Genomic DNA, 22,768 nt, shown 5'->3' with positions numbered 1-22,768 from the left:
AAAGGAGGAAGCTAATGTGGGTGAAGCAATCGTAATAACTTCAGGAAAAGGTGGAGTAGGAAAAACAACAACCACTGCCAATCTTGGAACTGCATTGGCTCTTCAAGGTAAAAAAGTATGTTTAGTAGATACTGATATTGGTCTACGTAACTTAGATGTTGTTTTAGGCCTAGAAAATCGTATTATTTACGATCTTGTCGACGTTATTGAAGGACGCTGTAAAATCCAGCAGGCGCTTGTAAAAGATAAGCGTGTTGATGAGAAACTATTTTTATTGCCTGCTGCTCAAACGACGGATAAAAATGCTGTCACACCAGAGCAAGTGAAGAGTTTAATAGACGAATTAAAACGTGAATTTGATTATGTATTAATTGATTGTCCTGCTGGGATTGAACAAGGCTTCCGTAACGCAGTAGCAGGTGCTGACCGTGCGATTGTCGTAGCCACACCAGAAATTTCTGCTGTGCGTGATGCGGATCGTATTATTGGGCTACTTGAGCAAGAGGATATTGAACCACCTAAACTAATTATTAACCGTATTCGTAAAAACTTAATGAATAGCGGTGATTCAATGGACATTACAGAAGTAACAACGCATTTATCAATTGATCTTTTAGGAATTATTGTGGATAGTGAGGACGTAATTAGTTCTTCAAACAAAGGCGAACCGATTGTCATGAATCCAAATAGTAAAGCTTCGTTAGGTTATCGCAATATTGCGCGCCGTATTTTAGGTGAATCTGTACCACTAATGATCTTAGAAGATGAACCAAAAGGAATGCTAGCTAAATTTAAATCAATTTTTGCTAAGTAAATAGACGACAGAGCTGAGCTAAAAGTGGATTTTCACTTTTGCTCAGCTTTTTTTTGCGGCTAAGAAATAATAATATTCTCAACCACATAATAAAGGACCTCATCTTCCCCTACTTTTGTGGCGAGATACGTCATTCTAATGGAATCGGAAATTGCCTCGTTACATATAGTAGAAAAAAAGAATGGATGGTCGCTTGAAAAAATGGAAATGGCTTATAGCCGGTTTACTTTTTGTGACGATTTTCAGCAGTCGGTATACAGAAAATGAAAAGGTAGATCGTATGGTCCAATCGGTCGTCTATAACTCGAATGATTTACAATGGATGCGGACAACATTGCGTGAGGTTTTCGACCGTGAGCAACAAACTGTGGAGGTAACAAAGGATCAAAGCGATTTATATCTTACTAAGTTTGTGTCGATTAAGCCGTATTATAAAGGGTTTATTTTGTTTTTTGAGGAGACAGTACCAATCATAGCGTATGAACATGGGCTTGTTGTTTTTACAGGTCATACGAAGAATACGGGAAAGACAATTTCTGTATTTTATAATGATGATACAACGGTAACTTTTGGCTTCGTGGACCAACTGTCGCTTCTGCCGTATACATCCGTTGCTAAGGGAGCATCGCTTGGTTTGAAAGATGAAGGGGAACTGTATATCGAAATTGAGCAAAATGGAGCCCATTTAAATTTACAGCAAACAATTGAATGGCTGAGAGCAAATTAAGATGATTCGCATCCATCCACTGTTTTTAGTCGTATTGATGGGCATTGCGGTCACGGGGAATTTGGCGGTATACAGCTTTATTATTCTGTCGTTAGTGTGGCACGAAATAGGGCATCTACTCGCGGCTCGATACGTTAACGTAAAGGTGAAGCGCTGTATTATTATGCCGTACGGAGGAGAAATTACGGTAGAGCATGAAGGGACAGTGGAGCCTTATAAGTGGCTCATCATTGCGTTAGGTGGTCCACTTGCAACAGTTTTAGGGATGCTGCTAACATTGTTACTACCACCTTTAGTCGGTCAGCCGTTATTTAATATTCAGCGTATATTATTGTTATTAAATTTATTACCGATTTGGCCGCTAGATGGTGGGAAAATTCTTTGTAACGGACTATTAGTATTGTGGCCGAAAGCGAAAGTTTATGAGACGTTTTTATCGCTTTCAGTTTGTTTTCTTACTATAATAGTTGTAGTAACATTGCTAATGCTACCACGCTCTGCGTCCCTAGCTGTGTTAAGTCTCTTTTTATGGAGCAAAGTAATAGGTGAGTGGAGAATCCGAAAATACCGTTCAGCATTTCAAAAAGTTGTAATGAACAGGTTGACTTGATAGTTTCGGTGTGGTAGTATTTTAATGTTATTGTTTGTAGCACCCGTGCTACTACAACCGCGCTGAACAGGTTTTAAGTACCGATTGATTGGTCACCTGCAATTCCGGGCGAGTCTGAGTCTAAGAGGAGGTGCATTTTAATGTACGCAATTATCGAAACTGGTGGTAAACAAATCAAAGTTGAAGCAGGTCAAGAAATCTATGTTGAAAAACTAGGTGTTGAAGCTGACGAAGTGGTAACTTTTGATAAAGTTTTATTCGTAGGTGGAGAAACAGTAAAAGTTGGAGCTCCAACTGTTGAGGGCGCTACTGTAACAGCGAAAGTTGTTAAAGAAGGCAAACAAAAGAAAATTACTGTATTCAAACTTAAAGCGAAAAAGAACTACCGTCGTAAACAAGGTCACCGTCAACCATACACTAAATTAGTTGTTGAATCTATCAACGCTTAATTAAGGTGAGGTGAACAAAGTGATTAATGTAACGATTGTTCATGATGAAACTAGACATGTATCGGCTTTTGAATTTTCAGGACATGCAGAGTACGATGAGTCTGGTAAAGATTTAGTATGTGCAGGCGCATCAACAATTGCCATTGGTACTGTTAATGCAATCTACGCGTTATTAAATATTGAACCAGCAATCGAGCAAGCTGCAGAAGGTGGCGGTTACTTACGAGTAGACCTACCTGCTGATCTTGAGGAAGCTGTAGATTCTAAATTACAATTTATTGTCCAAGTAATGACTGCTCAAGTGTATTCTATGGTGCAAAATTACGGACAGTATATCCAAATCAACTACAAACAAGTAGGAGGTGGAACGAAATGAAATTATTATTAGCATTAGACTTACAACTTTTTGCATCTAAAAAGGGAGTAGGTTCTACTAAAAACGGACGTGACTCTGAGTCTAAACGCCTTGGCGCTAAACGTGCTGATGGTCAATTCGTTACTGGTGGTTCAATTCTTTACCGTCAACGCGGTACAAAAATTTACCCAGGTACAAACGTAGGCCGTGGTGGTGATGACACACTTTTCGCTAAAGTTGACGGCGTTGTTAAATTCGAACGCATGGGTCGCGACAAGAAAAAAGTAAGTGTTTATCCAACAGCTCAAGAAGCATAATTTTAAGTTTAAAGGACTGCATTCGTTGCAGTCCTTTTTATGTGGTATTGGTCGGCGTGATGACGATCAAACAACCGTTGCCACAAAGTATGGCGGATTTAGGTTGTTACCTATGTATGAATACTTGAAATTTTCTATAGTATTTATTGCACGACATTTGTATTACGTTTTAAGGGAAAAATAATGAGAAACTTGCTATACTAGTAAAGATAACTTTATTGGAGTGAATAACATGACTGAACGGCCGTTAACCATTAGTGAAGTATTGCGTTTTGCCAATCATGACTTTTTAAATCAGTTACATTTAATACAAATGAACCTAGATTTACAACGAATTGATGAAGCAAAGATCATTATTCAAGATATTTCTAATCAGTGTAAAATGCTTTCTAGTTTAAATAATTTACAGCTGCCGCAAACAGTGGAATGGATTCAGACGTTTAGTTGGCGTTTTCCTGCGATACAAATGATGCTGACGTGTGATATTTCGGCTACTCAAGACGTACAGCTTGATGAGGTAATTGTACAATACTTAGAAAACACAGTTATTCATGTTTATGACCATTTAGACCCGTATACGGAGCAACAGTTACAAGTGGAAATCGAATCAGACGCGGAGAAGTTTTGGCTTACGTTCCATTTACAAGGAAAGTGGGAAGCACCGCGTTTCAATAAAGAAGTTACTAATTTAAATGTTCAAACGTATGCAGAAACGAATACATCGTGGAAATATATTTTGAGCTTAGAACTGGAGTGAATTAAATGTTTGTAGATCACGTCAAGGTTTATGTAAGAGGTGGAGACGGTGGGGACGGTATGGTAGCCTTCCGTCGCGAAAAATTTGTACCGAATGGTGGTCCAGCAGGTGGCGATGGTGCACGTGGTGGGAACGTAGTATTTGAAGTAGAAGAAGGCTTACGTACGTTAATGGACTTCCGTTATAAACGCATTTTCAAAGCTGACCGTGGTGAACACGGAATGAGTAAAGGGATGCATGGTAGACGAGCAGATGACCTAATCGTAAAAGTACCACCTGGAACAGTTGTCATAAATGCAGAAACAAAAACAGTTATTGCTGATTTAGTTGAGCATGGGCAACAAGCGATTATCGCAAAAGCAGGCCGCGGTGGACGCGGAAACTCACGTTTTGCTACACCATCAAATCCAGCACCAGAACTAGCTGAAAAAGGTGAGCCAGGTGAGGAATTAGATGTTATATTAGAATTAAAAGTTTTAGCAGATGTAGGTCTTGTAGGATTCCCTTCTGTTGGGAAATCAACATTACTATCAGTTGTATCTGCTGCAAAACCAAAAATCGGTTCTTACCATTTTACAACAATCGTACCGAACTTAGGTATGGTTGAAACGGATGATCACCGAAGCTTCGCAATGGCCGATCTTCCAGGACTTATTGAAGGCGCTCACCAAGGTGTAGGTCTTGGTATGCAATTTCTTCGTCATATCGAGCGTACACGAGTAATTGTTCATGTAATCGATATGTCTGGAATGGAAGGCCGCGACCCGTATGAGGATTATCTTGTTATTAATGAAGAATTAAAACAATACAACTTACGTTTGACAGAGCGCCCACAAATTGTTGTAGCAAATAAAATGGACATGCCTGGTGCGGAAGAAAATTTACAAGAGTTCCTTAAAAAAGTGGGCGATGATGTAAAAGTATTCCCTGTATCAGCTGTTTCTCGTCAAGGGTTAAAGCCTGTATTATTTGAAATTGCAGACTTACTAGAAGTAACACCAGAGTTCTCATTAAGTCATGTAGAAGAAGAAGAGTCTGATGCAACAGTTCTTTATAAACATACGAAGCAAAGTGATGGGTATATGGTTACACGTGATGATGATGGTTCATTCATATTATCTGGTGACTCAATTGAACGCCTATTCAAAATGACCGACTTCAGCCGTGAAGATGGTATTCGTCGTTTTGCTCGTCAATTACGTGCAATGGGTGTTGACGAAGCACTTCGTGAGCGTGGGGCAACAAATGGCGATACAGTTCGCTTACTCGAATTCGAATTTGACTTTGTAGATTAAGACACACCTAGGGGGGAAATTATGAAAGACGTTGCGAATCAACGATATTATTTAGTGCGTGAAGACGTATTAACTGACGCAATGCAAAAAACATTAGAAGCAAAACTGTTGCTGCAAAACGGTTCTGTTGCTTCGATTTGGGATGCCGTGAAAGAGGTTGATTTGTCGCGAAGCGCCTTCTATAAATATCGTGATGCCGTTTTTCCTTTTCACTCGATTGTTCAAGAGCGTATTTTAACTGTGTTCATTCAATTGCAAGATCGAAAAGGTACTTTAGCGAAGCTACTTGAAACGATTACAGAAGCACATTGCAACGTGTTGACAATTCATCAGACAATTCCGATTCAGGGGCGTGCGAACGTTACATTGTCACTTGATGTGACAAGTATGACGCTTGACTTAGATGATTTATTGCAGTTGTTAAAACGTTTAGATTTTGTAGAATCTGCAGAAGTGATTAGCTCAGGTGCATTTTAGGAAAAAGAGTAGAGCGTAATTTACGCTCTTTCTTTTTAATTTAAGTTAACTGAAAATTAAGAAATGGTAGTTATTTCGGAGGGAGGCTTCCTGTATGTCAGCACAAACATGGGAAAAAAGAATTGCCTATTTAGGTCCAGAGGCGTCGTTTACATATTTAGCAACGAAGGGATTATTTCCGAATGAATGGCATGTTCCCTATGCATCGATTCCAGAGTGTATTGAAGCAGTTGCTGAAGGGAAGGTAGATTTAGCAATCGTGCCAATTGAAAATGCACTAGAAGGATCTGTGCCTCTAACAGTGGATTATTTATTTCACGAGGCAGAGTTATATGTGACGGCAGAAGTTTTGTCAAAAATTCAGCAGCATTTATTAGTACATAAAAAATATGCAGAGGATTGGCAAAGTATTACCGGTATTTATTCACATCCGCATGCGCTCGCACAATGTCATAAATATTTATTTTATAATTTCGCTAAGGTTCCATTAAATCAGTATTCTTCAACAGCGGCGGCAGCGAAATTAGTATCGGAAGCACCGGAAGAATGCATCGCTGCAGTTGGAAATGCATCAGCGGCTGAGAAATATGATTTATTTATTGCACAAGAAAATATTCATGATTTCCATTTTAATCATACGCGCTTTTTCGTGTTATCGAAGCAAAACAGTCGTCATGCGATCGAAAATTCACAAGGGCAGCCGAAAACTACTTTTATGGTGACATTACCAACGGACGTTTCGGGAGCGCTCCACCAAGTACTATCTGTTTTTGCATGGCGCAAACTAAATTTAAGTAAAATCGAATCGCGCCCGTTAAAAACAGGACTAGGCGATTATTTCTTTATTGTGGACGTGTTAGCAGATGAGGAAGATGCGATGATGAAAGGTGCTGTAGAAGAGCTGCAGGCACTTGGCTGCACCGTGAAATCGCTCGGTACATACTTTACATATGTAACACCAGAATGAGGTGAAGCAGATGGGTGGTATTATTTTATTTGACGGAGAATGCAATTTTTGTAATGCGAGCGTGCAGTTTATCATTAAACGTGATGCGCCTGGCTATTTTCGATTTGCTTCTTTACAAAGTGATATTGGACGACAACTTGTCTTGCAATACGGTATTTCCCCGTCTATAGATAGTTTGATACTGATAGAACAGGAACATGCCTATATCAGATCAACCGCTGCATTAAAAATTGCACGGCGCTTACAAGGTGTCTGGCGCTGTTGTTATGTTGCGATAATTATTCCATTAGCAATACGTGATGTAACCTATAATATTTTTGCGCGCAATCGATATCGATGGTTTGGGAAAAAGGAAAGTTGTATGATACCATCCTCAGAGCAACGAAGTCGATTTTTATGAAATAAATGTTATTTTCCGTGAAAATAAAAAATCCCTATCAATTGAATTTTCTTTATGGTAATAGTAGAGCTACCTGTGAATGGTAACTTTGATAAAAACTTTATGATTTTAGTTAGATTAAGTTATTTGTGGCTCTAGAATGTGGCCTTGTTTTGTAACATAGTTTACATGAGTAAAAGCACTCGATGCGATATTGCATCGAGTGCTTTTTGCTTGTTGTTAAGGAAATAATAATATTTCGCCTTGTGAGTAACATTTAATTATGTAAATGTAACGTCTAGGCGAAAGCGCCAGCCCCTCGAGGTCGCGGTCAGTCCACGGGCAAAGGTAAAGAGCGCCTTCACTTCGGATTCTACAGCGCTTTTGTTCCCACTTAGAGCCACTAATATCCAACACCGTAATTCCTGCTGCATCAGAGACATCTTTCTTTCCGACTCCAACATTCTCCTATGTAACTTTCAACCTCATGACTACTTGTAATTATACAAGTTACAATCGTTTCTATAAGTACACCTAAGCTATCAAAAACATCCTGTTCATGTCACTATCAATATTTGAAAAATAGAATTTCGATAATGACTAGTAGTACAATTTGTGTAGTTTTTCTCGTAAATTCATATTTCTTCTTTATATTTCCAAGAATATTTGATATATTAAAATACACGTTATCGGTTTTCTGAAAATTAAGAAGACTGAGATAACAAAGAAAATTACAAGGGGGATGTTTTTTATGAAGAATAACAAGTTTTTGTTAAGTTTCATGCTACTAGTATTTGCTGTATTGCTAGCTGCATGTAACTCTGGTGGAGAAGAAACAACTGATGATGCATCAACAAACACAGAAGATACTAGCACCACTACTACTGAAGAATCAACGGGCCCAAAGGAAATCAACTTATTAATTCCTTCTGAACCACCTGCATTACATCCGCAATTAGCTACAGATACAACATCGGGTGCATTGTTAGAAAACATTTTTGAAGGTTTAACAACAATGGTAGACGGTGAGCCAGTAAATGCAGCTGCTGAAAATGTTGTAGTGAGTGAAGATTTACTAACTTATACATTCACTTTACGTGATGCAAAATGGTCTAACGGCGATGCTGTAACTGCTGACGACTTTGCATTTGCTTGGGAATTCGCTTTAAATCCTGAGAATGCTTCTGAATATGCATCAATGTTATATCCAATCAAAGGAGCTGAAGCTTATAATCTAGGCGAAGGTTCTGCGGATGATTTAGGGATTAACGTTGTCGATGAAAAAACAATCGAAGTAACGTTAGAAGCACCAACACCATACTTCTTAGAATTAACTGCATTTAAAACATTCTATCCTTTACACCGTGCAACAGTGGAAGCGAATCCAAACTGGTACACAGAAGCAGAAGGTTATGTATCAAACGGTGCTTTCATTCTAAAGGAGTGGCAACATAGTGGTTCACTTACATTAGAGAAAAGTGACCAATATTGGGATGCTGCTAACGTAAAACTTGATAAAGTAAATATCGCTATGGTTGAATCTGAGGCAACTGAAATGACGATGTTCGAAGCGGGTGAAGTGGATTACCTAGGTACTCCATACGGTACAATTGCGCTTGATGCAATCGAACGTCTACGAGCGGATGGGGCATTACAAGCAGCGGAATACTCAGGTATTTACTGGTACAAATTCAACACAACAGATAAATTTATGGCTAACGTAAACATCCGTAAAGCATTAACTTTAGCAATCGACCGTACGAATTTAATTAAAAATATTACTAAAGGTCAACAAGATGTTGCTCTAGGAATTGTTCCAAATGCAGTTAGCGGCTTTGGTGATGATGAAGGATACTTTAAAGACAATGATCTTGAAGAAGCGAAAAAAGCTTTAGAATTAGGTTTAAAAGAACTTGGTTTAGCAAATGCAAGTGAACTTAATCTAAAACTATCTTTCAATACAAGCGAAGCACACTCTGCAATCGCTCAATTTATCCAAGAAGGTTGGAGCAAAAACTTAGGTATTAACGTCACTTTAGATAATGCGGAGTGGCAAGTTTACCTAGAAAAATTAAACACGTATGATTATCAAATTGGTCGTATGGGTTGGATTGCTGACTACAACGATGCTTATACATTCTTAGAGCAATACAATTCAGCTGACAACGGAAACAATGATACAGGTTGGGAAAATGCAGAGTATAGTGCACTGCTAAAAAAATCGATTACTGAAACGGATCCTGCGGCACGTATCGATTTATTAAAACAAGCCGAAGCAATCATGGTTTCGGAATACCCAGTAGCACCAATTTATTTCTACACAAACCTTTTTGTCAAGAAAGACTACGTTTCAAATATGCAACCAGACGCTCTTGGTAATATTAACTTAAAATACGTAGACATCACTAAATAGAAGCATTAGTTTTTAGAGCGTAATTGTACCAGGGCTGCTTACGAATCGAGTAATCGAGACTAAGCAGCCTTTTTTCCTAAATCGAGTAAATATAAGGGGGGGTTCCATTGCTAAACTATATTATTAAGCGGCTTGGATATATACTTTTAGCGCTCTTTATCATCGTAACAGCAACATTTTTCTTAATGAAGTTAGCACCTGGTAGCCCATTTGCTAGTGAACGTAATTTTCCGCCTCAAATTGAAGCACAGTTGAATGCTAAATATGGCTTGGATAATCCTTGGTATATTCAATATAAGGATTATTTAATCGATACGGCTAAGTTTGATTTCGGTGAATCGATGAAATATAAGGGACGTTCGACAAATGACATCATTTCTGAAAGCTTCCCGATTTCCTTAACATTAGGGATACAGGCGATGTTGTTGGCAATAGGTCTTGGTGTTTTACTTGGTGTAATTTCTGCGATTTACCATAATCGATTACCAGACTATGCGGCAACAGTTATTGCAATACTCGGTATTTCTGTACCATCGTTCATTTTAGCCGGACTGCTTCAATATTATTTAGCTCACGAGTATAAAATATTCCCAGTTAGCGGATGGAAAGGATATAAATATAGTGTTTTACCGGCATTCGCTATTGCGATTACACATATGGGCTTTATTGCGAAACTGACCCGTTCAAGCATGCTGGAGCAAAACCATAGTGAGTATGTAAAAATGGCCCGTGCAAAAGGGATTGGCAAATGGACAACTGTATACCGACATACTTTACGTAATGCACTATTGCCCGTTGTCACATATTTAGGACCTTTAACAGCAGGAGTTGTGACAGGTAGTTTCATTATTGAGCAAATTTTCGCGATCCCAGGTTTAGGGAGACACTTCGTCACAAGTATTACGAACCGTGATTACACAGTCATCATGGGAACGACGGTGTTTTACTCAATCATTCTATTAGTAGCGGTATTTATTGTCGATATTTTATACAGTGTCATTGATCCTCGCATTAAGCTGAAAGGGGCGAAAAAATAATGACGCAGAACAAAATAGAATTATCTAAATTTGCACCAGAGATGTTTAATGTCGTGGGGCCTCGCCATGAGGAAAATGATAAACTTAGCAAAAAGTCCGTATCGTTTTGGAAGGAAGTTATTCTTCGCTTCTCGCAAAATAAATTAGCCATAATTGGGGTTATCCTATTAGTAATTATTACACTGATGGCTACTTTTGTACCAATGTTGTCACAGTATAGCTATAAAGAGCAATTAGGTATTTATAATGCAGCACCTTCTGCAGCCCACTGGTTTGGAACCGATGATTTAGGACGCGATATGTTCGTTCGTGTGTGGGCAGGGGCACGAATTTCCCTATTTATCGGGATTACAGCCGCGGTTATTGATTTAATTATCGGCGTTTTATGGGGCAGTATTTCAGGTTTAGCTGGTGAACGTGTAGATAACATTATGATGCGGTTTGCGGATGTATTAACAGCGGTTCCATATTTACTTGTAGTAATTATATTAGTAGTTGTTATGGAGCCAGGCTTAGTACCGATGATTATTGCGCTTTGCATTACAGGTTGGGTGAACATGGCTCGTATTGTTCGCGGGGAAGTATTATCGATTAAAAACCAAGAATACGTTCTTGCTGCGAGAACACTTGGTGCAAATACAAGCCATTTAATTATTCGCCATTTAATCCCGAATGCACTGGGCGCGATTTTAGTAACAATGACGCTAACGATTCCGCTTGCTATTTTTACAGAAGCATTTTTAAGTTATTTAGGTCTCGGTGTACCAGCACCAAGGGCAAGTTGGGGGACAATGGCAGCTGAAGGGAACAAAGCACTTGTTGCTTACCCATGGCGTTTATTTTTCCCAGCAGTATTTATTTCATTAACAATTTTCGCGTTTAATGCTGTAGGTGATGGATTACGTGATGCATTAGACCCAAAACTACGTAAATAAAGAAGGTGTACATGATGAAGAGCAAAATACTAGAGGTAAAAAATTTAAGAATAAACTTTAAAACCTATGCAGGGGTTGTTCAAGCTGTTCGTGGTGTAAACTTCGAAGTTTACGAAGGAGAAACGCTTGCGATTGTTGGTGAATCCGGCTCGGGAAAAAGTGTTACAAGTAACGCGTTAATCAAATTAATACCACAACCGCCAGGCGTTTATGCAGAAGGTGAAATTATATTTAATGGACGTGACCTTATTCCGTTTACAGAAAAAGAAATGATGAAAATTCGCGGGAATGAAATGGCGATGATCTTCCAAGATCCAATGACGGCGTTAAACCCGACCATGAAAGTCGGAAGTCAAATTACGGAAGTCATTTTAAAACATAAAAAAGTTTCGCGTGAAGAAGCTAAAGCGCGTGCAATCGAGTTACTGGATCAAGTAGGGATTCCGTTCCCAGAAAAACGGTATAAGCAATATCCACATGAATTTTCAGGTGGGATGCGTCAACGTGTTGTCATTGCCATTGCGCTTGCAGCAGATCCAAAATTGTTAATAGCCGATGAACCGACGACTGCGTTAGATGTAACGATCCAAGCGCAAATTTTAGAACTAATGAAAGAGATTCAAAAAAAGCGTAATACATCGATTATATTCATTACTCATGATCTAGGAGTTGTTGCAAATGTAGCTGACCGTGTTGCCGTTATGTATGCGGGTCAAATTGTGGAGTATGGTACCGTTAACGAGATTTTTTACAATCCACGTCATCCTTATACATGGGGACTGCTTGGATCAATGCCAGATTTAAATAATAATTCAAATGAGCTATTACGTACAATCCCAGGCTCGCCACCGAACTTAATTGATCCGCCAAAAGGAGATGCGTTTGCCCCAAGAAATGAATTTGCTTTAGCAATTGATTACGAGCAAGAGCCTCCTTTGTTTAAAGTATCAGAAACGCATTATGCGAAAACATGGTTACTACATCCGGACGCGCCTCAAATTCCAATTCCGCAAGAGGTATTAAAACGCATTGATGGCTATTTAAAGGAGGTAGGCGTGCATGGTTAATAAAATTTTAGAAGTAAAAGGTTTAAAACAATATTTTGGCTCCACTAAACAACCGACTAAAGCTGTAGATGGCATTAGCTTTGATGTTTATGAAGGAGAAACGCTAGGACTTGTCGGAGAATCCGGATGCGGTAAGTCAACAACAGGTCGATCCATTATAAGGTTATATGATATTACAGAAGGTGAAATTTTGTTTAAAGGGCAAAATATTCACGCGTCAAAATCGAAACAAGAATTGAAGCAGTTTAACCGAGAAATGCAAATGATTTTCCAAGATCCATATGCATCATTGAACCCGCGTATGACAGCGGGTGAAGTTATTGGTGAATCGTTTAAAATTCACGGTCTCTATAAAAACAAAGCGGAGCGTAAAAAAAAAATAGGGGAGCTGTTAGAGGCAGTTGGATTAAATCGGGAGCATGCAACTCGTTATGCACATGAATTTTCAGGCGGTCAGCGCCAACGTATTGGGATTGCACGTGCATTAAGTTTAAATCCAAGCTTCATTATTGCGGACGAACCCATTTCTGCACTAGATGTATCGATTCAAGCGCAAGTCGTCAATTTATTAAAGGAGTTACAAAAAGAACGTAATTTAACATACTTATTTATTGCGCATGATTTATCGATGGTCAAATATATTAGTGACCGCATAGCTGTCATGCACCGTGGACGAATTGTGGAGCTTGGCCCAGCTGATGAGATTTACAATAAACCTGTACACCCATATACGAAATCATTATTATCTGCGGTGCCATTGCCTGATCCTATGTCAGAGCGTCAACGTCAGCGTATTCCATATAATCATGAAGAGACAACAGAAGAGTGTATCTCTTATGAAGTTTCGCCGAATCATTTTGTATTCGGTTCGCAAAGTCAAATCGCTCGTTGGAAATAAAAAATCGACAAGGTCATTGGTTCGACCATGTCAATAATTAAGGGGGATGTTCGAATTTTTCGAATATCCCCTTTTTACTTTACCCTTCAATTAAAAAACCTTTTTCACGTAGTAATCTCTCGGCACGATCCAACAGTTGCTCTGAAGGTGCAGAAATGACGTGTAAATGAGTACCCTGTGTGAGTACAGATAGGAAGCTTGCGTTCGTTTCCTCTACACGTTGGATGAAGTTTTCTACCTCTAATCGGTTCGAGACCATAATGGACGCGGTAATTTCTCCATAAACCGGATGCTCAACGATGACATTTTTTAACGTAACACCACAATCAACAACCATATACATCTCTTCTTTTGCTTGTTCAGCTGTATGCATACAAACAATTTTTCTTTCAAACATCTGTTTTGTATCTTCTAGCTTCATATATAAATAGCCCTGGCTTGTTGCGATAATCGGCTCATTGCGTGCTTTTAATAAATTCATATCATTAACAATCACCTGACGCGATACATTAGTATGCTTAGCCAAATCTGTTCCAGTAACAGGGCGACCAGCATTTTTTAATAATGTGAGCAGCTCGTATCGACGTTCTTCCCCTAACATTTTCTTCATTTGATCACCTCATGTAGATTTCCGTGTATATAGACAACTTCTGTAAACATAGTGTATCACATAGGGTGAAATGAATCGGCGAAAAGTTTTGTGTCCGTTTCGTTTTTCCTACATATGATAAAGCGAGAAAAGGGGGAAGTTCGTGCGTATTCATATTGTACAAAAGGGCGATACATTATGGAAGATTGCCAAGCAGTATTCCATTGGCTTTGATGAATTAAAACGTTTAAACAATCATTTAGCAAACCCGGATTATATTGTACCCGGCATGGAAATTTTTTTACCTGAGGCGGCAGCGGCTGCTAAAAAGGAGAAAGTGAAGGAAGCTCCAAAAACTCCACATGTTGTAAAGGAGGAGATGAAACCGAGTTTCACTCCAGAAATGCCTACTTGGCAAGGGGATATTTATTTTCAGCCACAGATGCCACCAATGCCACAGCCAATGCCAATGCCACAACCCATGCCAATGCCACAACCCATGCCAATGCCACAACAAATGCCACAATGGCAGCAAACGCATGTTAATTTCGCGCCAACCATTGAGCAGTCTATCATGCAGGCACCAGCACAGCCGATGATGCCACCTCCAATGCCAGTGCAACCACAACCACAACCGCAAATGATGCCCCAAATGCAGCCGCAATTTGAAATGCCGCATATATATATTCAGCAACCAGCCATGCATCCACAGTTTTATCCGCAGCCAATGCCAATGCCAATGCCGATGCCGATGCCGATGCATTTTTGCTCCTGCTGTCACGGGATACGGACAGACGAGCAGCCGCAGTATGTAGCACCACTTCAGCGAGAAGAGTCTACAGGTTGCCAAAAATGCTCTGACAAAGAACAACAAGTGCAAAATTATTATAATGAAATCCGCCAAATTGAACACGCGACAAATCCTTGCCACCAAATGCCTCAAATGAGCCCGTATCCTATGCACATGATGCCAATGCCTCCGCACATGATGCCTCCACACTCACAGCAATGGCACTGTTAATTAAAGAGAACTGTTGGAAGTGGGACAGTGAAAAGGGTGCGTATTTTGTAAAATATTATAATCATCAACATGTTGCGGAAAAAGTGCGCATGATTCATAAACGTCTTACCAGTATTGATTTTCCGTACAGTATTCCCTTGCAACCAAACCAAGATAAGCAGACAATCATTCAACCTTGGCACATAGCGACAAGTGCAAATTATGATGACCGAGGCGACCGATTGCAAGCAATTCTGTGCTTACAAGCATTACATGAAACAAATGAGCCAATTAACTGGGAGAAAGAACCGCTACTTCCGAGCTATTCATTAATCGAGAAATGGACAGTGCGGTTAAATCGGTTTATCCAGCATGAAGCGAAGCTTACTGCGCTTCTAGGTAGAGATTATGAAATGATTGTGAATATTGCGTTATTGTCATTAAAGGAAATTCGCAAGCTCCGACCACCAGCTGAAAAGCTAACGCTATTACACGGAGATATTGTGCATCATAATATATTACTAAGTCAGACTGATGTGCCGAAGTTGATTGATTTTGACTTGGCGGCATTAGGGCATGCATCGGACGAAATGATTTTATGGTTACAGCGTGCTTTGCCAAATGTAGGCTATCAATTAAAAAGTTTGCTGAATGAGCATGAGTACTTAAGTATTACAAAGCCAAAGCTTCCGTATTTATTGTATCCAAATGAAGTAATGCGAGAGGCGTTATACGTTTTGAGGGTAGAGGAGGAGCAGCGTGAGCCACTATGTCAGTTTTTACTACCGTTCACAAAAGAAGCACTGGCAAATTGGTCAAGGCTGCAGTATGCCATCCAATCGGTGTCCGTGTGATAGGAAACGCCCTATATTTATGGTAAAATAAATGTGACCGTCTTCGTATGAGGCGGTCTTTCTTTTAGTGGTTAAGAAAGTATTTTTTCTTCATCACATAATAAAGTACTTCATCTCGCCCTGTTTTGTGGCGAGATGTGTCTTTCTAATGGCAAAAATCAGCGTTGTTCGGGGATTTAGGTAAACAGTATGCTATAATCAAAAGCGGTGAATGTGGGGGATTTTTATGTATGATTATTTAAAAGGACAAGTAACGCGTATTACGCCTGAATATATCGTTTTAGAGCAGCAGGGAATTGGGTGGCAGCTATATACGCCAAATCCATTTGCGTTTCGTGCTAGTAATAACGAGCAGCAAATTTTTGTTTATATGCATGTGCGTGAGGATGCACAGCAATTGTTTGGTTTTATGAATTTAGAACAGCGCGAGCTTTTCCGCAAGTTAATTCAAGTATCTGGCATCGGTCCTAAAGGTGCACTAGCAATACTAGCAAGTGGTAATCCGTCCCAGGTCATTACTGCAATCGAAATGGAAGACGAGACGTTTTTAGTGAAGTTCCCAGGTGTTGGGAAGAAAACAGCGCGCCAAATGATCCTCGATTTAAAAGGCAAGCTAGGAACGCTACTTGATGCCGTCTTATTACCGAGTACGGAAGAAGAGCTACCACTATTTGGTGTAAACCCGAACAAGCATGAGCTTGAAGAAGCAATGCTTGCTCTGACAGCACTTGGCTACTCAGAAAGAGAATTAGTGAAAATTAAAGGGCAACTAGATGAGGACGACACCCTTACAACAACAGATGCGTATATGAAACACGCTTTAAAGCTATTACTGAAAATGAAGTAAAGAAGGGAGTAATACAAAATGGCAGACCGCGTACTTTCAAGTGAGGCTGATCAATTAGATGAGCAGTTGGAGCTTTCCCTTCGTCCGCAACGTCTTTCGCAATATATTGGACAGCATCAGGTAAAGGAAAACTTGAAAATTTTTATTGAAGCCGCAAAACTTCGTCAGGAAAGTCTTGACCATGTACTTCTTTATGGACCACCTGGATTAGGAAAAACAACGTTAGCTGTTGTCATCGCCAATGAAATGGGCGTCAACGTCAAAATGACGAGCGGCCCTGCAATTGAACGTCCTGGAGATTTAGCAGCGATTCTTAGTTCACTTGAGCCGGGTGATGTATTATTTATTGATGAAATTCATCGTCTACCGCGTGCCATTGAAGAAGTATTGTACGCAGCAATGGAAGATTTCTGTTTAGACATTGTTGTCGGAAAAGGTCCAGAAGCACGTTCGATTCGTTTGGACTTGCCCCCCTTTACGTTAGTCGGTGCCACTACGCGTGCAGGTGCGCTTTCTGCTCCGCTACGTGACCGCTTTGGTGTGTTAGCACGCTTAGAATATTATGATGAAGAGGCTTTAGCTAATATTGTAATGCGTACAGGGCAGTTATTTGAGGTGGAAATCAACGCGCAGGCGGCGTATGAGCTTGCCCGCCGTTCTCGTGGGACACCGCGTATTGCAAACCGTTTACTGAAGCGTGTGCGTGATTATGCACAGGTGCTTGGCGACGGTTCTGTGACGCTCGGCTTAGCGGAGCAGGCACTTGGGCTGCTGCAAGTGGATCCACGCGGGCTTGACCATATTGACCATAAGCTGATACAAGCAATGATTGAACGTTTCGGTGGCGGTCCAGTCGGTTTAGATGCACTAGCGGCTTCTATCGGTGAAGAACGCATTACGATTGAAGATGTGTACGAGCCTTACTTAATGCAAATTGGTTTTATTCAACGTACGCCAAGAGGTCGAGTTGCAACAGATTTATGTTATTCGCATTTTGGCTATGAATTGCCATCACAAAATGAATAGAAGGAAGTTTTTATTGTGAAAGTAGAAGATTTTGATTTTCATTTACCAGAGGAATTAATTGCACAGACACCATTATTGGACCGTACAGCGAGCCGTTTAATGCTTGTGAATCCACATACAATGGAATTGGAGCATCATCATTTTGGTCATATTATAGATGAACTAAATGCAGGTGATTGCCTCGTTTTAAACGACACACGTGTACTACCAGCACGTCTAATGGGCGTGAAGGGAGAAACGGGAGCCAACATTGAACTACTATTATTAAAGCAAACTATTGATGAAGAGTGGGAAACACTTGTCAAGCCTGCGAAACGTGTAAAAATAGGAACAGTTGTCACATTTGGTGAAGGCTTACTAACTGCTACTTGTACGGGAGAGCTTGATCACGGTGGCCGTCTTTTCAAATTTAGCTATGACGGTATTTTTTATGAAATATTAGAGCAGCTTGGTGAAATGCCACTGCCTCCTTATATTCGTGAAAAATTAGAAGACCAGGAACGTTATCAAACTGTGTATGCAAAAGAGCGTGGATCAGCAGCAGCGCCTACAGCAGGGTTACACTTTACAGAGCCACTTCTTGAAGCCATTCGCGCAAAAGGTGTGGAAGTTACCTTTGTCACATTACACGTTGGACTTGGTACATTCCGTCCAGTAAGTGTAGATTCGATTGAAGAGCATGATATGCACTCAGAATTTTACAGTGTTACGGCAGAAACAGCTGAAGTAATCAATCGGACAAAGAATAGCGGCGGCAAGGTCATTTCAGTTGGTACGACTTCAACACGTACATTAGAAACAGTTGCATCTAATAACGATGGAAAAATCATTGCGGCACAAGGATGGACAAATATTTTTATTTACCCAGGCTATGACTACAAAGCAATTGATGGGCTTATTACGAACTTCCATTTACCGAAGTCGACGTTAGTTATGTTAGTAAGTGCATTGGCGGGGAAAGATACCATTTTAAATGCTTATCATAAAGCAGTTGAAGAGAAGTACCGCTTCTTTAGCTTTGGAGATGCGATGTTCATTCGACCAAAGCGTTAACAATCGGGGAAACCTACAAAAAAAATAGAAGTACTGTTTTTACTTCATCTAAGGAGAAATTTAATAAATATGACACAACCAGCAATTCGTTACGAACTAATTAAAACTTGCGCACAAACAGGAGCACGTCTTGGGATTGTCCATACACCACACGGTTCTTTTGAAACACCTACATTTATGCCAGTAGGAACACAGGCAACTGTAAAGGCAATGTCACCTGAAGAGCTTAAAGAAATGGATGCAGGCATTATTCTATCGAACACATATCATTTATGGCTACGTCCAGGAAATGAGATCGTAAAAGAAGCAGGCGGCCTACACAAATTCATGAACTGGGATCGTCCGATTTTAACAGATTCAGGTGGCTTCCAAGTATTCTCTTTGAGTAAGTTCCGAAAAATTGAAGAAGAGGGCGTTCATTTCCGTAATCATTTAAACGGGGATAAGCTTTTTTTAAGCCCTGAAAAAGCAATGGAAATACAAAATGACTTAGGCTCAGATATTATGATGGCATTTGATGAATGTCCACCATTCCCAGCAACGTATGAATATATGCTAGCATCTGTAGATCGAACAACTCGTTGGGCAAAACGTTGTAAAGAAGCACATGCACGCCCAGACGACCAAGGATTATTTGGTATTATCCAGGGTGGAGAATTTGAAGAACTGCGTAAACGTTCTGCTGAAGCATTAGTAGAATTAGATTTCCCAGGTTATGCAATTGGTGGCTTATCAGTAGGTGAGCCAAAGGACATTATGAATAAGGTGCTTGATTTTACTGCACCATTAATGCCAGCAGACAAGCCTCGTTACTTAATGGGCGTAGGTTCTCCTGACTCATTAATTGACGGTGCTATTCGTGGTATTGATATGTTTGACTGCGTATTACCAACACGTATTGCACGTAATGGTACATTAATGACATCTGAAGGTCGTTTGGTTGTCAAAAATGCGAAATATGCGCGTGATTTCGGCCCTATCGATCCAAACTGCGATTGCTACACTTGTAAAAATTATTCGCGTGCATACGTACGTCATTTAATACGTACAGAAGAAACTTTTGGTCTACGTCTAACGTCATATCATAATCTACGCTTCTTAATTAAGTTAATGGAAGAAGTACGTCAAGCAATTCGTGAAGATCGTTTAGGTGATTTCAAAGAAGAATTCTTCGAGAAATATGGCTACAATTTACCGAATGCTAAAAATTTCTAATGCATCTTATAGTGAATTTCGTCATTGCGTAGAAATTTTTGATTTTTTTACAAAAAAATTCATGATTCCATCGCATTTTAGAAGTCATTTATACTATACTTATGTAGTGAGAAAGAGAAAGGAGGAAATTCAATTATGGATCAAATATTAGGCTTTGCTCCTATTATTATTATGTTTATTGCGATGTGGTTTATCCTCATCCGTCCACAACAAAAACGTCAAAAAGCTACGGTTGCTATGCAAACTGGTTTAAAACGTGGTGACCGCGTTGTAACAGTAGGTGGACTTCACGGAGAAGTAGATGCGGTAGAAGATACAGTAATTTACATTAAAGTTGAAGGAAATACACGTTTGAAATTCGAGCGTCAAGCAATAGGACGCGTTTTAGATAACGCATAATAAAGAAGCTTACCCGATTAGTGGTAAGCTTTTTTATTTTACCTGCATAGTGATTCAGAAAACTGCCCACAATGAAGTAAAAAGAGGTGCTAACGATGAATGATTATATGCTTATTATTTCTCGTACAGTATTTGTATATATTATTGTGCTGCTTGTGTTTCGGCTAATGGGCAAACGCGAAGTAGGCGAATTAAGTATTTTAGATTTAGCAGTCTTTGTGCTCATGGCAGAGGTTGCTGCATTTGCACTTGATGATGTACATAAAAATTTTTGGAAGGATATTTTACCGATTCTTATTTTATTTGGGATCCAATATATTAATTCAGTCCTATTATTGAGAATCAAAAAACTACGAGATATTATTGACGGTGACCCCTCCATGATTGTAGAAAATGGGCTTATACTTGAGCACGAAATGAGAAAACAGCGGTATAATTTAGACGATTTATTTCAGCAACTACGCGAGCAAGGAGTGAGTTCGGTGCAATCCGTTGCTTGTGCCTTTTTAGAGCAGTCTGGCAAGCTGTCGGTTTATTTAAAAGATGATTCACCGTATGTTCTCCCACTTATACTTGATGGCTATGTGGATGCTCGGCATTTAAAGCTGCTGCGACGAGACCAAGAATGGCTTGAACAGGAGTTGCACGCTATTGGCTATTATGATGTAGCTCAAATTTTTTACTGTAGCTATGAAAATGGTCAGCTCCATGTCCAATTAAAGGCGCGAAAAAATTGAACGCAAGTAGCGCAAATCTTCCAACCGGATTTGTCTTGTAGCAAGTAAGAGCAGTGAGAGAATGGCTAACGTCATACAGCTACTCATCACTAGTGTCATCTCTGTTGTCAAAAACGGTTGAATATAGCTAGTAACAATAAAGATAAAATACGGAACGGCGAAAATGCGGAACCCAATCGAAATGCGTTGGTGTTGGCGAATAGAAGCAATATGCAAAAAGGACGTAATTAATACGCCAAACCCGATTGCGATAATAGCCCCACGTTCTTGAATAAATGGTTGAGAGGCAAGTACGAATAAAATAAAGAGCTTGCCAATCCCTCCGTAAACAGAATTCATCATCGCTGCACGCGCCTCGTCCACTGCTTGTAAAATCGAATGTAACGGACTTTGAATATAATAAAAATAAAAAATGGGCGCTAAAATTTTCATATATCCTCGATTTTCTTCTAAATGAAAGAGTGTCATTGTTAATTCATCTCCGTGTAGGAAAAAGAATGTAGCCGCGATACAGCCGATTAATGAAGATAGCCGCAGAGACAAAGAAATTCGCGAATTTAATAAATTATAGTTTTTTCGGGCTACGGCATCGCTAACGGCTGGAATTAACACGATAGCAAGAGCGCTGGGAATAAAAGCTGGAAACAGCAATAGTGGAATGTGAACGCCTGAAATGATGCCATATAACGTTGTAGCCGCTGAGGCAGCGATTCCAGATACAGTGAGTGCCTTTAAAAAAATTATTGGTTCTAAAAACCATGTAAACGTACCGAATAATTTACTGCCTGCAGAAGGGATAGCGATGGCGAAAATCGGTTTAGCAGGGTAGCTTTCAGACGATGATTTGCGCATCTTTCTTTTTGCCTTAATATAATGCCAATACAAAAAGAGCAAAGAAAAGACTTCACCAACGCCGGTAATAGCCATAGCATAAGCAGCTGTAAGAGCTGGATTAGTTGGCGAAACGATGTATGGAAGCATCCACATAATGAGTGCAATTCGGACAAGCTGCTCAAACATTTGCGCCCAAGCAGTTGGAGCAATATTCGCAAGCCCTTGTAAATAGGCCTTAAACAAACTTGAATAAATGACGATTGGAACGGTGCAGAGTCCAATATAAAGTGTATAGACGATAGCATGATTATGCAAAAGTGTATCCGCAATAAAAGGAATACCTAGTGCAATAATAGGTAATAACACTAAAATAGCGATAGAAGAGATGCGAAGGGAAGTTTTCATGATGGCCTGAATCTTTACCTCTTGTCCTTTTGCACGATACTCAGCAATTATTTTAGCTACTGCAATTGGAACACCTAATTGGATGAGCGAAATAAAAAAAATAAAGGTCGGGTAAGAAGTCATATAAAGGCCAACCGCTTCTTCCCCCGCAATCCGCATAAACTGCATACGGTACACAAATCCGAATAATTTTGATAAAAAAATTACGAACATTAAAAAAATAGTTCCTTTTATGAATGAACCCACTCGTTCAATCCCTTCTCATTTACCGAAATTTCATATACAATATTTGTATGCATGAAGGTCAATGGT

The 22,768-nt window shown here is 39.7% G+C and carries 26 protein-coding genes and 1 other annotated feature; of the genes, 24 read left to right on the top strand and 2 right to left on the bottom strand.

The window, feature by feature from the left end:
• Window positions 1-16: 16 nt before the first annotated feature.
• The 16 genes from minD to MHH87_RS11855 all read left to right on the top strand — a co-directional run bounded on the left by minD (window position 17) and on the right by MHH87_RS11855 (window position 13,497).
• Window positions 17-814 carry a septum site-determining protein MinD gene (minD, locus tag MHH87_RS11930; protein WP_340750982.1) on the top strand — a complete coding sequence of 266 codons (798 nt, stop codon included), beginning with the start codon at window positions 17-19 and terminating at the stop codon, window positions 812-814.
• Between the two features lie 193 nt (window positions 815-1,007).
• On the top strand, window positions 1,008-1,541 hold the full coding sequence (locus tag MHH87_RS11925) for a hypothetical protein (RefSeq protein WP_340749527.1): 534 nt from the start codon (window positions 1,008-1,010) through the stop codon (window positions 1,539-1,541).
• A 1-nt stretch (window position 1,542) separates the two neighbouring features.
• Window positions 1,543-2,151: a site-2 protease family protein gene (locus tag MHH87_RS11920; RefSeq protein WP_340749526.1), complete on the top strand. Its 609-nt coding sequence runs from the start codon at window positions 1,543-1,545 to the stop codon at window positions 2,149-2,151.
• A gap of 45 nt (window positions 2,152-2,196) precedes the next feature.
• Window positions 2,197-2,277: a sequence feature (ribosomal protein L21 leader region), on the top strand.
• Window positions 2,278-2,291: 14 nt separating this feature from the next.
• Complete coding sequence (gene rplU, locus MHH87_RS11915) at window positions 2,292-2,600, top strand: 50S ribosomal protein L21 (protein WP_340749525.1); 309 nt, start codon at window positions 2,292-2,294, stop codon at window positions 2,598-2,600.
• Between the two features lie 19 nt (window positions 2,601-2,619).
• Window positions 2,620-2,976 (top strand): ribosomal-processing cysteine protease Prp, encoded by a 357-nt coding sequence (locus tag MHH87_RS11910; protein WP_340749524.1) that lies wholly within the window; start codon window positions 2,620-2,622, stop codon window positions 2,974-2,976.
• Window positions 2,973-3,272, top strand: coding sequence for a 50S ribosomal protein L27 (gene rpmA, locus MHH87_RS11905; RefSeq protein ID WP_340749523.1), 300 nt, complete (start codon window positions 2,973-2,975; stop codon window positions 3,270-3,272). Before MHH87_RS11910 ends, rpmA begins: the two co-directional genes overlap by 4 nt.
• Window positions 3,273-3,504: 232 nt before the next feature.
• Window positions 3,505-4,029 (top strand): Spo0B domain-containing protein, encoded by a 525-nt coding sequence (locus tag MHH87_RS11900; protein WP_340749522.1) that lies wholly within the window; start codon window positions 3,505-3,507, stop codon window positions 4,027-4,029.
• Between the two features lie 5 nt (window positions 4,030-4,034).
• Window positions 4,035-5,324, top strand: coding sequence for a GTPase ObgE (obgE, locus tag MHH87_RS11895; RefSeq protein WP_340749521.1), 1,290 nt, complete (start codon window positions 4,035-4,037; stop codon window positions 5,322-5,324).
• A 21-nt stretch (window positions 5,325-5,345) separates the two neighbouring features.
• Entirely contained in the window at window positions 5,346-5,801 is a 456-nt protein-coding gene (locus MHH87_RS11890) for an ACT domain-containing protein (protein ID WP_340749520.1), read from the top strand.
• A gap of 94 nt (window positions 5,802-5,895) precedes the next feature.
• A complete protein-coding gene (gene pheA / locus MHH87_RS11885; protein WP_340749519.1) occupies window positions 5,896-6,768 on the top strand; it encodes a prephenate dehydratase in 873 nt (290 codons plus the stop codon).
• A 10-nt stretch (window positions 6,769-6,778) separates the two neighbouring features.
• Window positions 6,779-7,168, top strand: a complete 390-nt coding sequence (locus tag MHH87_RS11880; RefSeq protein ID WP_340749518.1) for a thiol-disulfide oxidoreductase DCC family protein — start codon at window positions 6,779-6,781, stop codon at window positions 7,166-7,168.
• A gap of 730 nt (window positions 7,169-7,898) precedes the next feature.
• Window positions 7,899-9,560: a peptide ABC transporter substrate-binding protein gene (locus MHH87_RS11875; protein ID WP_340749517.1), complete on the top strand. Its 1,662-nt coding sequence runs from the start codon at window positions 7,899-7,901 to the stop codon at window positions 9,558-9,560.
• 107 nt (window positions 9,561-9,667) lie between these two features.
• Entirely contained in the window at window positions 9,668-10,597 is a 930-nt protein-coding gene (locus tag MHH87_RS11870; RefSeq protein WP_340749516.1) for an ABC transporter permease, read from the top strand.
• The gene (locus MHH87_RS11865; RefSeq protein ID WP_340749515.1) at window positions 10,597-11,532 is read left to right on the top strand and encodes an ABC transporter permease; all 936 of its coding nucleotides are present in this window, start codon (window positions 10,597-10,599) and stop codon (window positions 11,530-11,532) included. Before MHH87_RS11870 ends, MHH87_RS11865 begins: the two co-directional genes overlap by 1 nt.
• 14 nt (window positions 11,533-11,546) lie before the next feature.
• Complete coding sequence (locus MHH87_RS11860) at window positions 11,547-12,599, top strand: ABC transporter ATP-binding protein (RefSeq protein WP_340749514.1); 1,053 nt, start codon at window positions 11,547-11,549, stop codon at window positions 12,597-12,599.
• A complete protein-coding gene (locus MHH87_RS11855; RefSeq protein WP_340749513.1) occupies window positions 12,592-13,497 on the top strand; it encodes an ABC transporter ATP-binding protein in 906 nt (301 codons plus the stop codon). Before MHH87_RS11860 ends, MHH87_RS11855 begins: the two co-directional genes overlap by 8 nt.
• Window positions 13,498-13,576: 79 nt before the next feature.
• Here MHH87_RS11855 and MHH87_RS11850 read toward each other — a convergent pair whose 3' ends face one another.
• Complete coding sequence (locus MHH87_RS11850; protein WP_340749512.1) at window positions 13,577-14,107, bottom strand: transcription repressor NadR; 531 nt, start codon at window positions 14,105-14,107, stop codon at window positions 13,577-13,579.
• A 142-nt stretch (window positions 14,108-14,249) separates the two neighbouring features.
• Here MHH87_RS11850 and MHH87_RS11845 point away from each other — a divergent pair, with 142 nt between their 5' ends.
• The 8 genes from MHH87_RS11845 to MHH87_RS11810 all read left to right on the top strand — a co-directional run bounded on the left by MHH87_RS11845 (window position 14,250) and on the right by MHH87_RS11810 (window position 21,217).
• Window positions 14,250-15,107 carry a LysM peptidoglycan-binding domain-containing protein gene (locus tag MHH87_RS11845; protein ID WP_340749511.1) on the top strand — a complete coding sequence of 286 codons (858 nt, stop codon included), beginning with the start codon at window positions 14,250-14,252 and terminating at the stop codon, window positions 15,105-15,107.
• On the top strand, window positions 15,011-15,940 hold the full coding sequence (locus tag MHH87_RS11840; RefSeq protein ID WP_340749510.1) for a phosphotransferase: 930 nt from the start codon (window positions 15,011-15,013) through the stop codon (window positions 15,938-15,940). Before MHH87_RS11845 ends, MHH87_RS11840 begins: the two co-directional genes overlap by 97 nt.
• 226 nt (window positions 15,941-16,166) lie before the next feature.
• Window positions 16,167-16,787 carry a Holliday junction branch migration protein RuvA gene (gene ruvA / locus MHH87_RS11835; RefSeq protein WP_340749509.1) on the top strand — a complete coding sequence of 207 codons (621 nt, stop codon included), beginning with the start codon at window positions 16,167-16,169 and terminating at the stop codon, window positions 16,785-16,787.
• 18 nt (window positions 16,788-16,805) lie between these two features.
• A complete protein-coding gene (gene ruvB, locus MHH87_RS11830) occupies window positions 16,806-17,813 on the top strand; it encodes a Holliday junction branch migration DNA helicase RuvB (protein ID WP_340749508.1) in 1,008 nt (335 codons plus the stop codon).
• 15 nt (window positions 17,814-17,828) lie between these two features.
• On the top strand, window positions 17,829-18,866 hold the full coding sequence (gene queA, locus MHH87_RS11825; protein ID WP_340749507.1) for a tRNA preQ1(34) S-adenosylmethionine ribosyltransferase-isomerase QueA: 1,038 nt from the start codon (window positions 17,829-17,831) through the stop codon (window positions 18,864-18,866).
• 69 nt (window positions 18,867-18,935) lie between these two features.
• A complete protein-coding gene (gene tgt / locus MHH87_RS11820) occupies window positions 18,936-20,081 on the top strand; it encodes a tRNA guanosine(34) transglycosylase Tgt (RefSeq protein WP_340749506.1) in 1,146 nt (381 codons plus the stop codon).
• Window positions 20,082-20,216: 135 nt separating this feature from the next.
• The gene (gene yajC, locus MHH87_RS11815; RefSeq protein WP_340749505.1) at window positions 20,217-20,480 is read left to right on the top strand and encodes a preprotein translocase subunit YajC; all 264 of its coding nucleotides are present in this window, start codon (window positions 20,217-20,219) and stop codon (window positions 20,478-20,480) included.
• A gap of 95 nt (window positions 20,481-20,575) precedes the next feature.
• A complete protein-coding gene (locus MHH87_RS11810) occupies window positions 20,576-21,217 on the top strand; it encodes a DUF421 domain-containing protein (protein ID WP_340749504.1) in 642 nt (213 codons plus the stop codon).
• On the opposite strand, the gene MHH87_RS11805 is transcribed toward MHH87_RS11810, so the two are convergent.
• Window positions 21,197-22,702 (bottom strand): putative polysaccharide biosynthesis protein, encoded by a 1,506-nt coding sequence (locus tag MHH87_RS11805; protein WP_340749503.1) that lies wholly within the window; start codon window positions 22,700-22,702, stop codon window positions 21,197-21,199. The genes MHH87_RS11810 and MHH87_RS11805 overlap by 21 nt on opposite strands.
• Window positions 22,703-22,768 lie beyond the last annotated feature (66 nt).

This window comes from Solibacillus sp. FSL H8-0538, assembly GCF_038003525.1.
Taxonomy (GTDB): domain Bacteria; phylum Bacillota; class Bacilli; order Bacillales_A; family Planococcaceae; genus JBBOPI01.
This window is presented reverse-complemented; position numbering and strand designations above follow the sequence as displayed.